We start from the raw sequence: 12,316 nt of genomic DNA on the forward strand, positions 1-12,316 counted from the left end.
TTTTCTCGGAACAAGCTATTCATATTCAATCATTTCATACTAAAGCGCTTAAAGGCTAAGTGCATCATTATCAGATGCGATACCTGCCACGCCGGCAGCAATCGGCATTTTTTCTACCAAGAAATCAATTAAAACACGGACAGCCGGTAATAAGCCACGCCGGTATGGGTAAACCAAATGTAACTTGCCTACCGGCATTTGCCACCGTGGTAATACCCTCACCAAGCGCCCTTGCTTCACGTAATCGCGGCATAAATAAGTTGGCAAGGAAACAACACCCTGATGTTGATAAGCTGCTTCTCGGAGTACCCATAAATCATCGGTTATAAGCCGCGCTTGATAAGATACCACTAAGTTTTCGCCACTCTCACTCAAAAATGACCATTGATAGCGCCCAGATGAATAATGCATTGATAGCGCTGGCCAATTCATTAAATCGGTTGGATGTTGCGGCTCCCCATATTCAGCCACTAGCTTGGGGCTAGCATACAAAGCTTGACCTGAAGGTAATAGCTCACGGCCAATAAGTGATGACTCCTCAAGAGTAGGCCGCACACGAAGGGCTATATCAACCTGCTCTTCAATTAGGTTTACCGGCTTATTCGTCATTACTAAATCGATACTTACATCGGGGTAACGTGCCATGAACTCCGGTAGAATCTGCACTAGCAATGATTGGCTAATGGCATAAGGGCTACTTAAGCGCACTTTGCCTCTGGGTTTCTCTTGAACGAATTGGGTAACCTGCTCAGCCGCATTAGCGGCCGCCACAACCGTTTGGCAATGAACTAAGAATTCTCTTCCTACATCGGTAAGGTAGAGCTTTCGGGTAGTGCGATTCAATAGCCGTACACCTAATTCACTCTCTAGATCAGCAATTCGCCTACTTAGGGTGGATTTCGGAATACCAAGGCTACGTGCCGCTGCGCTAAAACTGCCGTGCTCAACAACGTGAGCGAACCAGGCAAGGTTGGTAATATCTTTCATTTAATTGTTCCATTTATGAAACAGTAGTTCTCATATTACCTATCTAGTAGTGAAAGTGGAACATCTTTATGATTAACGCATTCTCGAAGCTAAAGATTTTTCTTGCGGCTTCAGCCTAATAAACAACCTTGCTCGTAGCAATGCTGTTATTCACAAACGAGGTATAAACATGAATATTTTACACATCCAAGCTGGCATTTTTGGTGACCAATCAGTAAGCCGCCAACTAAGCGATAAAATTGTAGCGCGTTTAACGGCACAGAATACCGATGCAAAAGTGATTGTGCGTGATTTGATCAATACACCGATTAATCATTTAGACGCTGAGATCCTGCTCGCTGGAGGCACCGCTGAAGCTGAACGCAGCGAGCGCCAAGTAAGTGAGTTGGCCCTTACCGAAAAATTGTTAGAAGAACTTTTTGCCGCCGATGTCATTGTTATTAGCGCACCAATGTACAATTTCTCGATTCCTACTCAGTTAAAAGCCTGGATAGACCGTATCGCACAAGCGGGCCGCACTTTCCGTTATACCGAGAGCGGCGCTGAAGGCCTAGTTCTCGGCAAAAAAGTATATATCGCTTCTGCCCGCGGCGGCATTTATAGCGAAGGCCCTGCTGTAGGTATGGAGCACCAAGAAAGTTTCTTGCAAGGCGTGCTTGGCTTTATTGGTATCACCGATGTAACCACTGTTCGTGCTGAAGGTGTGAATTTAGGTGAAGAGCCGCGCGCTAACGCCATTGCTGCAGCAAGCGAAGAAATCACAGCATTGAATGCCTAAGGAAGTAGCTAGAAGTTGAAGTTCTGATAGTTACTATTGAAGTTGCAGGCACTATTGCTAACAACCTATGAATAAAAAGAGCTCTCTTTGATTGTGAAGTGCCCCCAGTAATTGGATGTCCAACTATTGGGGGGCACTTCACTTTGATTGAAAGCTCTTTTTTTATGCATTCAATTTATCTAGCAACGTTTTTACCCATAAATTTCACTTCAGAGGCTAGTATCTACAGTATTGCTAAAGTATTCTGAAACTACTCGTACTCATGTTGCCTAGATTCAATTAATAACTGCAACGCAGAGAGTACAAACGTCATTCCAATGATGCAGAGTGCAATGAGGCAGCCATAAACGCTTAGCAAATAAATTGCGCCCTGAATGGTGTTACGAATAAATGCCCTACAACAATAACAAGGTAAGTGTGAAATGTTCATTCAAGCACGTTCGTTAAAGTATTTTTTATTGCTAACCATACTCGGTTTTTTAAATACGACTATTAGTGCTAATGCATTTGCGAATGATGACGATAATATTTTGCACGGGCCAAACTGGCGAGTACTTGATATTAGTTATGCCACCGAGCGCGATCGGGATAGCGATGCTAAGGCCGATGTTCTTAATTTACGAGCAAGCCTGCCAGTAATGGCTCATGGGCTTTTCGCCGTTGAGTTAAACGCAGGTGAGATAACTAATGGCCAAAATCTTGGCGATATGAATGCTTACCAGCTTAATCTGATGGGCGGGTTACGAATGGCAGCGAGCGATAGCGCTGATTTATTTGTATTAGCCGGCGCAACCCGAGTTGAAATGGAAACGGATAGCTACAACGTAGGCGAACATGGTTTCATTACCCAAGCCGGAATGCGCGGAAGGCTTAATGAGAATTTAGATATCTCTAGTTACATTCAGTTTTCCAAAACTGGTGGAATGAGTACTTCAAGCTGGCACGGCGATGTGCGATATAACTTATTTGAGCGGGTTGATTTATATCTTGGTGCCGGGATATATAGCCGAGCTTGGAGCGGCAAAATTGGGTTTTCATTACACTTTTAGGCACATCAGAATGAGATACAGCTGATAATAAGTATCAAGATAGTACTCTATTAGTACCTTTCCTTTAACTTTCATGGCTGTTATGTTTTTAAACTAAAATTGACAAAGGCTATTGCGAATATATGGCTCCCTGGCAATCAACTGCGTTACGAACAGCGATATATATTATATTTGGTATTCTTTGGATCTTGTATTCAGATCGCTTTCTTGCCGGCATTATCACCGATTCGGAAACTCTTACCCAGTTGCAAACCTACAAAGGCTGGGCCTTTATTCTTGTTACCGGTTTTCTATTATATTTCTTAATGTTCAGCGGAATTCGCCGCGAACGCTCTTTATCAGAGCGCGATAGCCTTACGCAATTACTAAATCGGCACATGTTTCAACAAGATTTGAATTCAGAAATAACCCTAGCCAAACAAGAAAACCGTATGCTTGGGCTTATTAGTTTAAACCTCGATGAATTCCGCAAAGTAAATCATTCCGCTGGCCAACAAGCTGGTGATCAACTCCTTAAAGATATCGCCACCGCAATGCGGAAATATTTTCGTGAAAAGCGCTGTATATTTGGCCGTGTAGCGGGTGACGAATTTACTATATTAGTTACCGACATTAAGGATTGTAATGAAGCAATTACTTTAACTCAGGGTTTTCAGAAAAAAATTCGTCAATTAAAAATTCAGGGGCTCGATGCACTTTCAGTATCTGCTTGCGCTGGTATTGCTATTTATCCTAATGATGCCGATAACACCCGTGATTTAACCAATGCTGCAAATATAGCCTTAGAAGAAGCAAAAAACCTCGGTGCCGGAAACTTGCGTGTTTACGATCACTTTTTTGGTGAAAATATGCACTCACGTTTGCAGCTCACCGCAGATTTAAGGCAAGCATTAGAAACTGACTCGCTAAGTATTGCTTATCAGCCTCAGTTCGATGCTAATTCACTTGAAATTACCGGCGTTGAAGCGTTATTACGCTGGCACCACCCAGAGCATGGCCCAATATCACCAGATACATTTATTCCATTGGCTGAGCAACAAGGGTTAATTGGCAATATTACCGATTTTGTTTGTAGAAAAGCACTAGCAGAGTTAACCGATGCAAACCTGTTAGGTAAAGAAGTGCCTCGATTATCAATAAATGTTTCTGCACATGATTTTGAAGATGAAAACAGTATTGATCGCTTTCGCTCTCGATTCGAATTTGTAGAAGATTGGTCGTTGTTACAGCTTGAGCTCACAGAAACAGCAGCTATCAATAACTTTGAAAATACTCTCGCAGTTTTAAGCTCACTGCAAAAAGCCAAAATTAATATCTCCATAGATGATTTCGGAACCGGCTATTCCTCACTTAGTATCTTGCGGAAACTTCCAATCGATGAAGTTAAAATTGATCGTTCCTTCATTCGCGATATTCCTACCAACGAAGATGATCGAACCATTGTAAGAACCATTTTAGCTATGGCTCATTCATTACAGTTGCGTGTTGTGGGGGAAGGTGTAGAGTGTCAGGCACAGGCTGAGTTCTTACAGAAATATGGCTGCCATGAACTACAAGGCTACTTATTAGCGCAGCCCATGCCAATGAAATCACTGGTGGAATTTTGTAGTTCCAAGCAAACGCATCTAAAATCAATATTAGAAGCAAGCTCGCACGCTACAAACTGAACAAAGTACAATGGGCGGGCAATCTCGATGCGAAGCTTTACATGGCTAACTGGTTTCCACCACTTTAAATGAGTTTAAATATGCAGGCCCTTCGGTTTTGTTTGTTTCTTCTAATGTGCATTGTGCTTTTCGGTTGCCAAACGAACGGTAGCGAGCAACCACAACCGCCAATAGTGGTGAAGCCACTAACTCTTGAGCAGTATTGCGAAACCAATACCTGCCGAGAGGATATTGATATTTTGGTTGCTACTGCAGAAGGTGAATACACCCTTACCCAACTGCAATATTGGCCTGTTGTTTACCAAGGCGATATTACTGTCCTGCCGGGCGAACGCCTATACATCGAAGCTGATATTGATGACGAAAATAATATTACTGAGCTTCGCGCGGTAGAAGAAAATGAACACCCTGAACGTACCTTTGAGTTATTTTTCGCCCAGATACGCGGCAGCTATGGCATGTTCTTTTCTGTGCGGAATCCCCTAGAAAGCCCAGTACATTTTGATTTCGAGCTTACCGATGTTAACGGTAGAGAATTCCGAGTTGGTAGCTGCCCGGTGCGTAGTAATCGCTCGTTTCTAGAGCGTTGGGCGGAGCCTGCCATGCAAATAACCTTGAGCAATCCACGCATACTAGAACCAACTGCCGATATCGTATGTTCTGGATGAACGCCATATTGGAGATTCAATGACCCCTCATATTCACGCCAAAGTTGGCGATTTTGCAAAAACCGTTTTAATGCCAGGCGATCCGTTACGCGCTAAATTTATCGCAGAAACCTACCTTGAGGATGTCCGTGAAATTAGTAACGTGCGCAATATCCTTGCCTACACTGGGAAGTATCAAGGCAAACCGGTGAGTGTTATGGCTAGCGGCATGGGCATGCCCAGTATTGGTATTTACTCTTGGGAGCTTTTTAGCGTATTCGGCGTGGAAAACATTATTCGAGTTGGTTCTTGTGGTGCCTATACCGAAGCGCTTCAGTTGCATGATGTTTTACTAGCAGAGAAAGTGTGGTCGGAATCTACATTTGCGCAAACTCAAAACGGTGAAGCATCACCATTTAATGCACCTAGCACTATATTGAACCAATACTTAACAGAAAGTGCAAAACGTGCCCGCACAAAAATACATCACGCAATAATACATTCCAGTGATGTATTTTATCGCAACGACCACATGAGTTTTAAGAAGATTTACCAAGAAGTTGGCGCCGTAGCGGTAGAAATGGAATCATTTGCGTTGTTTCATAATGCGCGTACTCTGAACAAGCACGCGGCATGTTTATTAACCGTATCCGACCATTTGCTAACTAATGAAGCCACAACGAGCAGCAAGCGCGAAACCGGCTTCACGCAAATGATAGAGATTGCCTTAGGCTCACTTCAAGATTGCGCGTAAATATTCGCCCGAATGGGTGATCAAATGCAACGCTCCATCTTCCTGTATATCGAATAGCACTACATCGCCTAGGCTTTCCAGTACGGCGCTTTCGGTATCCATTTGTATACTCGGGCAGGCCATCCGCGTGGAAGCTAATTGATTTAACTGAAAATTTTCCCCTGTGTGCGAATAGTGGCCAACAAAACGATTACAGCCACTATTACCATAAGCTTCACCATCAGCACCAAAATTAATAGTTACATCTACATTTGCCGCAATGCTATTGCCTTTTATGTGCGTGATTTGCCATTCACCTACCGTTAATAATTCCCTAGAATCACCAGCGCAACCATAATAGGTATCTTCACCCAACGTCACTACTACGGTTTTCGGGTACGGCATTCCCGTCATCGAATCATTGCAAATTTCATTAGTAAACGTTGCGGAGCCTGCGGCTCCGCTGATACCAGACGCAAACAGCTGATAATCATTAACGGCCTTCTGTTGCCAGGCAAAGCGCAATTGCTCTTCGCTTAAACGATTCATTTCCACTCGTGTTTCAAACACAGTTAGATTCCAAAATGGCTCGTTACCGCGTGCCTCTAAAAGGATACCACCCGCCTCTTCCACACAGCATTCCACGTTTTCTATGGGTGCGGAGCAAGCGCTCACGGTTAACCCCAGTGCAAGCCAAGATACGAGTTTTGTTAACTTAAGCAATTCACGATTTTGCCGCTGACAATTTTTGTTTGGCATTCATTATTTCTCTATTTTTCGTGCCGTTTCCAGGTACAAACGCGCCGACTCCCGAACACGTTCATACTCCATTCGCTCCGAGCCTAAATGCACTTCTTCTAGGGTTTCAGCAAGTTGTGATAGTTCTATAGTAATTCGTTCTAGAGCGTTCTCAAGCGTGTACGTGAGCTGGTGGATTTCGGCCATATCAGCCGGTTCCAAATCACCTTCCAGCACTAACGAAAGCTTTTCATTATACTCAGCGAAATTCACCAAAGCCTGCTCTAAAGTAGTGGCAGGTTCGCCTTTATAATGTTCGAAACGTTCCTGTGCAACAGCCGAGTGCATGCCCATAACTAGGAAGATACAAGTTAGGCTGTATTTTAATGTTTTCATATATCACCTTAACGTTTAACTAATGCCTCACAAAAAATAAAATAGGCTGGAATATCTACTTTCTGCGCACAAACAATGCCACAACAGCTGCCGTAATAATGCCCATAATGGCTGCGCCAACAAGGCTCTGAACTAAATAATTTGAAAAGCTGAAGTACGCGGCTGCATCCACAGCGTTCATGTGCTCCATCTCAACCGCGTGCGTTGCTGCATTGGTAAAGAAATACGGAGTAATCACATAATGAATAATAAGCTGCGCTAACGGGCTTAAAATCACCACCACAATAGTGATATAGATACCGGTTATGAAGCCTTGAGCCCAATTCATCTTGCCGCCAAAATCCTTATCACGCTTAGCTTGCAGCGCAAGAACATAAACGGTGATCGCAATAATAGCAAAGATATTGGTATAAACAGGATGCACGGCAATATGCGTACTGTGCAGCCCTACTAAACGTTCAATCAGCATCCATACCAACATTGCAAGGGTGAAAATCACACCCCATTTAATTTCTGTTTTATATTGAGAGAACATGGCGTTGCCTTTTTATTGTTGTGCGCTTACCTATGCACAATAGGCTTAAAAATGCGCGAAACTAGCGCGAAGTTAACAGCTAAAGCTAACTATACGCGAAGTTTATAAATGCGCAATTTTACCAACACACATATTTTAAGGCGCTAGCTTTACCGCGGTTCCAAACACTAAAATCTCTGCCGCACTCGTGGCTACAACTGAAGTAGAAAAACGTACGCCCACAATAGCATCAGCACCTAAAGAGCGCGCTTCATCTATCATTCTATCAATCGATTGCTCACGTGATTCCGCCATTAGTTTGGTGTAATCATGCAATTCACCACCCACAATATTTCGCAATCCGGCTAAAATATCGCGGCCAACATGGCGGGCCCTAATGGTATTTCCGCGCACTATACCCAAAGTTTGGATAATTTCTTTACCCGCAATGGTTTCTGTTGTTACTACTAGTATCGGTTTCATAAGTTTACCTTTTTATATTTATCCGTTTTACGCGCAACAATTCGCTGCCGAAGTACACTCAAGAATAGTACAGCTAACCCAAGGTATAAGCCCGCCACGCCGAGGCGGAGCCACCAAGGCGTTCCGGTATCGGTTAATAACTCACGGGAAAGCTCCCACACAAAGAAGCCGCCCACCAGTAGAAATCCTAAAGCAAATAAGCTCCAACCTATCCAACTCAACCAACGTGCCGGTTGATCATTAAGAATAGTTGGCAAATCGCGAGCATCTACACTGGTTAATAGCGCATCTTTTACATCAGTGCGCATGCTCTCTAATTCCTGCAATAAAGCACTGCACTCAGGGCACTGTTGAATGTGCAGATAAATGCGTTGTTGCTCCTGCTGGGTTAGCTCATCATCTAAATAGGCTGATAATTTTTCTTCTACTGCTTCACAAGGATTCGGCTTATTCATATATCCCTCCGTTCTCTACTTTTAGGTGTTGCAGGGCGTCTCGCAATGCCATTCGTGAGCGATGTAAACGCGACATCACCGTTCCGCTATTGAGCTGTAAAATTTGCGCAATTTCCGCGTAACTCAAATCGTTCACATCACGCAATACGATAATCTCTCTCTGCTCAACCGTGAGCGTTTGTAAGGCTTTACGCACCCAGCGTTGCCGCTCGTTCGTTTCAACCTCATCAATAGCTTCGGCAGCGCCTAACACCTCTTCAAGTTCCGCCGATCGATCAAATTTTTGTTGCTGGCGTAAATAATCAAAACAGCCATTACGCACTACTTTGAAAAACCACACACGCTGAGCTGCTTGATCGTCTGGCATTCGCTTATTTGATAACGTTTTTGTTATCGCAGTTTGCAACACATCTTGTGCCGTATCTGGGCAGCCAAGTAAGTTCCGAGCAAGCGCTAGGCCACCTGAGTACCACTGCAAATATGGATTATTTAATGTATGCACCGGTTATTCTCGCAAGTAAAACTGCTGTTAGAGTTATTTAATAAACGAATGGAGGATTAGTTTTATTCCATGTTTTCTAAAATAAGTAAGGGGCCAATTGGCCCCTTACTTTAGTTACTATCTTCTCTTTCCTCTAGGTTCCAATCAACCACGCTGTAGGGCAGTGGCAAAATTGCACCGCGTAACGGCACATAAACATCACGGATAAATTCTACTACCGCCATGGCATCGGTGTTACAAGCCATGCCAGCGATATCGCACTGCAATGCTTCGGCTTCATATATCACTTGTAAACGGCCATCTTCGGTGCGCGAAATACGCTCAACAGCAAAGGCCGTGAGTTCGCCATTTACATAGGCTAAATCAACCCGCTCTGAGGTTTCTTTTTGCGCCTCATAAAGCACATCCCAGCCATCATTGCCAGTAGCATTATAGCTATTCATCGCTACGTTATAAGTTGCCTCGGCCTCTAGCAAATGCCATTCCGGCTCCATTAAAGAGCCTCGATTGATTTCAACGCTTACAATTTCGCCCGTTACTCCCGGCTGCGTTTCATCAAAGCGATACCGCATGTTTCCGCCATAAGGAAACTTACCTGCATGCGCACCCGCGGGAACTGTGGCCGCTACAGTATCTTGTAAAAGCTGGGTGATTTGTGCCCCAGTAAGCGGAACAATTGAAATAAAATTAGAGAATGGCAGCAGCTCAAGGGTTATATCACCTTCGCGCAAAAGGCCCTGCGCCAAGTTTTGCCGAACACCACCAGCACCCACCAAAGCAAAATCGGCTTGTAAACCAGCTACACGTGCCACGGCTTCACTTGCTGCCCATTGGTACTGACCAAGCGCTACCAAGGGCGCCACTTCTGAGCCTGAAGGGTAAGCTTCAGTTGGAGTGCGTATGTGGGTAATTTGTGCAGGTACCATACCTAACTCAGCGCCATAGGCATTTTCCATAGCGGGGCGATATACCGAATCAATGTGCATACGCATACTATTTTCTTCGTTCACAACCGCAATTCTTGGATTAACCGCAATAAAATCGAGAACTTGTGAAGTAGCTTCGCCGCCTAAATAACTATCTTCTGTGCGATTTGCATCACGGTAAAAAACATCATTACTTAAAAGCGTATTGCCACCCACACAATCGAGCACTTGCCCATCGATAGTGAAATCTATCTCAACACGGCCAATGGCTTGTGCATACTCGCCTGCCTGTACAACACAGGTTGCCGATTCGCCATTAGGGTTAACAACCCACTCAGCATAAGTGCCTGCGTAGCCCATACCTAATTCAGAAAAATCGCCTAGAAGCGTGTGCGAATGGCCACCCACGATTACATCGATACCATTCACTTGATTAGCAATTTCAACATCAATAGCCTTACCAATATGGGTTAGGGCCACCACTTTATTAATCCCCATAGCGTGGAATTCATCCACCATGTTCTGCGCTGTTGCTACCATATCGGCAAACACCAAATCGCCGGTATTCGGGGCAATATTCGGCATATCATCGAGCGCTAAACCAAATACAGCTACTAACTCATAACCCTCGGGCAAATCCTCGCCCGGTACTAAACGTTGCTTGCTGTAACCATCGAAAGCAAACACAACATAAGGCAGCAAATTAGTTTGGTTCTGTAAATCTGCATCGGCGCTCGCATCAACGTTTGCAGCTACAATTGGGAAATTTACCGAACTCAAAAATTCATTTAAATGCGCATTAGTTAAATCAAACTCATGGTTCCCAAGCGCCATTGCATCGAGCTGCATTCGGCTTAGGATATCGGCATTCATGCGGCCTTCATTCAATTTAAAATAGGCGCTACCTTGCCATGCATCGCCACCGTGTAAAAACAACATTGCTTGGTTTTCGGTTTCTGCTTGCGAGCGAAAATAGTTAGCTTGCTCAAGAATGCGCGGATGGCCACCAAATTCGTTGTATACCCGCATTTCATTTGCGGTGAAGCTGCTCGCTACTGGATCAAAGCTCGAGTGGGTATCGTTAATATGAGCTATCGTAAGTGAAAACGCGGCTTGAGTATCGCGCTCTGGAAGCTCAGCATCGCTACAGGCAATCAGGCTAAGAGCCGAAACGGCAAGAATAAGAGGGTTTAAATGTTTCATAATGCATCCAACAGTTCGAAGATGCATAGAGTGTAGCGAATAACGCGGTGCAAATCATGCTCGCCGCATTTCGATAGCCAATGAGCCGCTAAGTGGTTTTAAACACGGGGGCATTAGCCGCAATTTCAAAACTCCGCAAACGCGCTTTGTGATCAAATGCATGGCAGGTAAGCATTATTTCATCTACTTCAGTGGCCGCAACAAAATCAGATAAGTAAGTATTTACTTCCTCCCCAGTGCCTACGGCTGTGTATTTCAATGCGTGATTAGCACCAGCTAGCGCCATTGGATCAACTACCTTACTAATATCCGCTACCGGCTCTGGTAGCGGCCCCGGGTTCCCCTGCCGCAACGCTACAAACTGCAATTGCATAGAGCTCATTAATGCTTTCGCTGCTTCATTAGTATCCGCAGCAAACACATTTACTACCGCCATGGCATAAGGCTTTTGCAGATATTGCGAAGGTTTGAAGTTAGCGCGATAGGCTTGCAGCGCCATGTGCAGATAATCAGGCGCAAAATGCGAGGCGAAAGCAAAGGGCAAGCCTAATGCGGCCGCAAGCTGAGCGCTATAAAGGCTAGAACCGAGCAACCAAACCGGTATATTTGAACCCTGCCCCGGAGTGGCCTGTATACGTTGGCTAGGTTGCGCTTCTTGCAAGTAGCTCAGTAACTCTTGCACATCACTGGGGAAATCTTCGGCACTATTTGGATCTCGGCGCAATGCACGAACGGTTGCTTGATCGGTGCCTGGCGCTCGGCCCAAGCCTAAATCCACTCGATCGCCGTAGAGCGCCGCTAAGGTGCCAAATTGTTCGGCAATGATCAGCGGTGCGTGATTAGGCAGCATAATACCACCAGCGCCAATTCGAATTGTTTCGGTTTGGCTTCCAATATAACCTAGGGCCACTGCTGTGGCCGCGCTGGCAATGCCTTTCATATTATGATGTTCAGCCATCCAGAAGCGGTGATAACCCCACTTTTCTGCATGCCGAGCGATATCGCCAGAATTTCGCAGTGATTCCCCTACATTGTTCGCTGTAGTAACAGGTGCTAAATCTAATACTGAAAACTTAATCATGGTTAAACCTTGTTTGCTGCCGATTATAGGCTGCTTAAGTTATTTACCTCATGCGTTCTATAACTCACAAGTGGGTGGTTAGCACTGATACTTCAACTGATCACTACGTATATATTGCATGAAATACTTTTCATTCTTTGAGCGCACTGGTTAAATA

The 12,316-nt window shown here is 44.6% G+C and carries 14 protein-coding genes; 5 read left to right on the forward strand and 9 right to left on the reverse strand.

Features of this window, described 5'->3' with window-relative positions; all coding sequences use genetic code 11:
* Nucleotides 1-48: 48 nt before the first annotated feature.
* Nucleotides 49-987: a LysR substrate-binding domain-containing protein gene (locus tag A28LD_RS05170; RefSeq protein ID WP_007420015.1), complete on the reverse strand. Its 939-nt coding sequence runs from the start codon at nt 985-987 to the stop codon at nt 49-51.
* A 169-nt stretch (nt 988-1,156) separates the two neighbouring features.
* On the opposite strand from A28LD_RS05170, the gene A28LD_RS05175 reads away from it, so the two are divergent.
* The 5 genes from A28LD_RS05175 (at nt 1,157) to deoD (ending at nt 5,882) form a co-directional block, all read left to right on the forward strand.
* A complete protein-coding gene (locus tag A28LD_RS05175) occupies nt 1,157-1,765 on the forward strand; it encodes an FMN-dependent NADH-azoreductase (RefSeq protein WP_007420016.1) in 609 nt (202 codons plus the stop codon).
* A gap of 422 nt (nt 1,766-2,187) precedes the next feature.
* Nucleotides 2,188-2,814 carry a hypothetical protein gene (locus A28LD_RS05180; protein ID WP_007420017.1) on the forward strand — a complete coding sequence of 209 codons (627 nt, stop codon included), beginning with the start codon at nt 2,188-2,190 and terminating at the stop codon, nt 2,812-2,814.
* A 122-nt stretch (nt 2,815-2,936) separates the two neighbouring features.
* On the forward strand, nt 2,937-4,481 hold the full coding sequence (locus A28LD_RS05185; RefSeq protein ID WP_007420018.1) for a putative bifunctional diguanylate cyclase/phosphodiesterase: 1,545 nt from the start codon (nt 2,937-2,939) through the stop codon (nt 4,479-4,481).
* A gap of 80 nt (nt 4,482-4,561) precedes the next feature.
* A complete protein-coding gene (locus tag A28LD_RS05190) occupies nt 4,562-5,149 on the forward strand; it encodes a hypothetical protein (protein WP_007420019.1) in 588 nt (195 codons plus the stop codon).
* 19 nt (nt 5,150-5,168) lie between these two features.
* Nucleotides 5,169-5,882: a purine-nucleoside phosphorylase gene (deoD, locus tag A28LD_RS05195; RefSeq protein ID WP_007420020.1), complete on the forward strand. Its 714-nt coding sequence runs from the start codon at nt 5,169-5,171 to the stop codon at nt 5,880-5,882.
* On the opposite strand, the gene A28LD_RS11910 is transcribed toward deoD, so the two are convergent.
* The 8 genes from A28LD_RS11910 to A28LD_RS05235 all read right to left on the reverse strand — a co-directional run bounded on the left by A28LD_RS11910 (nt 5,862) and on the right by A28LD_RS05235 (nt 12,159).
* A complete protein-coding gene (locus A28LD_RS11910) occupies nt 5,862-6,620 on the reverse strand; it encodes an META domain-containing protein (protein ID WP_007420021.1) in 759 nt (252 codons plus the stop codon). The two genes, deoD and A28LD_RS11910, sit on opposite strands and share 21 nt — an antisense overlap.
* 3 nt (nt 6,621-6,623) lie before the next feature.
* Nucleotides 6,624-6,995 (reverse strand): DUF6746 family protein, encoded by a 372-nt coding sequence (locus A28LD_RS05205; protein WP_007420022.1) that lies wholly within the window; start codon nt 6,993-6,995, stop codon nt 6,624-6,626.
* 55 nt (nt 6,996-7,050) lie between these two features.
* Nucleotides 7,051-7,530, reverse strand: coding sequence for a DUF4199 domain-containing protein (locus A28LD_RS05210; RefSeq protein ID WP_007420023.1), 480 nt, complete (start codon nt 7,528-7,530; stop codon nt 7,051-7,053).
* A 135-nt stretch (nt 7,531-7,665) separates the two neighbouring features.
* Nucleotides 7,666-7,992, reverse strand: a complete 327-nt coding sequence (locus A28LD_RS05215; RefSeq protein ID WP_007420024.1) for a YbjQ family protein — start codon at nt 7,990-7,992, stop codon at nt 7,666-7,668.
* Nucleotides 7,989-8,447, reverse strand: coding sequence for a zf-HC2 domain-containing protein (locus tag A28LD_RS11915; RefSeq protein WP_007420025.1), 459 nt, complete (start codon nt 8,445-8,447; stop codon nt 7,989-7,991). The genes A28LD_RS05215 and A28LD_RS11915 overlap by 4 nt, the downstream gene beginning before the upstream one ends.
* A complete protein-coding gene (locus tag A28LD_RS05225; RefSeq protein WP_007420026.1) occupies nt 8,440-8,949 on the reverse strand; it encodes an RNA polymerase sigma factor in 510 nt (169 codons plus the stop codon). Before A28LD_RS05225 ends, A28LD_RS11915 begins: the two co-directional genes overlap by 8 nt.
* Before the next feature lie 110 nt (nt 8,950-9,059).
* Nucleotides 9,060-11,078, reverse strand: coding sequence for a bifunctional metallophosphatase/5'-nucleotidase (locus A28LD_RS05230; protein ID WP_007420027.1), 2,019 nt, complete (start codon nt 11,076-11,078; stop codon nt 9,060-9,062).
* 88 nt (nt 11,079-11,166) lie between these two features.
* On the reverse strand, nt 11,167-12,159 hold the full coding sequence (locus tag A28LD_RS05235; RefSeq protein ID WP_007420028.1) for an LLM class flavin-dependent oxidoreductase: 993 nt from the start codon (nt 12,157-12,159) through the stop codon (nt 11,167-11,169).
* Between the last annotated feature and the right edge of the window lie 157 nt (nt 12,160-12,316).

The organism is Idiomarina sp. A28L (assembly GCF_000218785.1).
Lineage (GTDB): Bacteria > Pseudomonadota > Gammaproteobacteria > Enterobacterales > Alteromonadaceae > Aliidiomarina.

What these genes read in the sequence shown, in the direction of transcription:
- A28LD_RS05170 (WP_007420015.1), bottom strand. Translation starts at nt 987, where the DNA reads ATGAAAGATATTACCAACCTTGCCTGGTTCGCTCACGTTGTTGAGCAC.
- A28LD_RS05175 (WP_007420016.1), top strand. Translation starts at nt 1,157, where the DNA reads ATGAATATTTTACACATCCAAGCTGGCATTTTTGGTGACCAATCAGTA.
- A28LD_RS05180 (WP_007420017.1), top strand. Translation starts at nt 2,188, where the DNA reads ATGTTCATTCAAGCACGTTCGTTAAAGTATTTTTTATTGCTAACCATA.
- A28LD_RS05185 (WP_007420018.1), top strand. Translation starts at nt 2,937, where the DNA reads ATGGCTCCCTGGCAATCAACTGCGTTACGAACAGCGATATATATTATA.
- A28LD_RS05190 (WP_007420019.1), top strand. Translation starts at nt 4,562, where the DNA reads ATGCAGGCCCTTCGGTTTTGTTTGTTTCTTCTAATGTGCATTGTGCTT.
- deoD (WP_007420020.1), top strand. Translation starts at nt 5,169, where the DNA reads ATGACCCCTCATATTCACGCCAAAGTTGGCGATTTTGCAAAAACCGTT.
- A28LD_RS11910 (WP_007420021.1), bottom strand. Translation starts at nt 6,620, where the DNA reads ATGCCAAACAAAAATTGTCAGCGGCAAAATCGTGAATTGCTTAAGTTA.
- A28LD_RS05205 (WP_007420022.1), bottom strand. Translation starts at nt 6,995, where the DNA reads ATGAAAACATTAAAATACAGCCTAACTTGTATCTTCCTAGTTATGGGC.
- A28LD_RS05210 (WP_007420023.1), bottom strand. Translation starts at nt 7,530, where the DNA reads ATGTTCTCTCAATATAAAACAGAAATTAAATGGGGTGTGATTTTCACC.
- A28LD_RS05215 (WP_007420024.1), bottom strand. Translation starts at nt 7,992, where the DNA reads ATGAAACCGATACTAGTAGTAACAACAGAAACCATTGCGGGTAAAGAA.
- A28LD_RS11915 (WP_007420025.1), bottom strand. Translation starts at nt 8,447, where the DNA reads ATGAATAAGCCGAATCCTTGTGAAGCAGTAGAAGAAAAATTATCAGCC.
- A28LD_RS05230 (WP_007420027.1), bottom strand. Translation starts at nt 11,078, where the DNA reads ATGAAACATTTAAACCCTCTTATTCTTGCCGTTTCGGCTCTTAGCCTG.
- A28LD_RS05235 (WP_007420028.1), bottom strand. Translation starts at nt 12,159, where the DNA reads ATGATTAAGTTTTCAGTATTAGATTTAGCACCTGTTACTACAGCGAAC.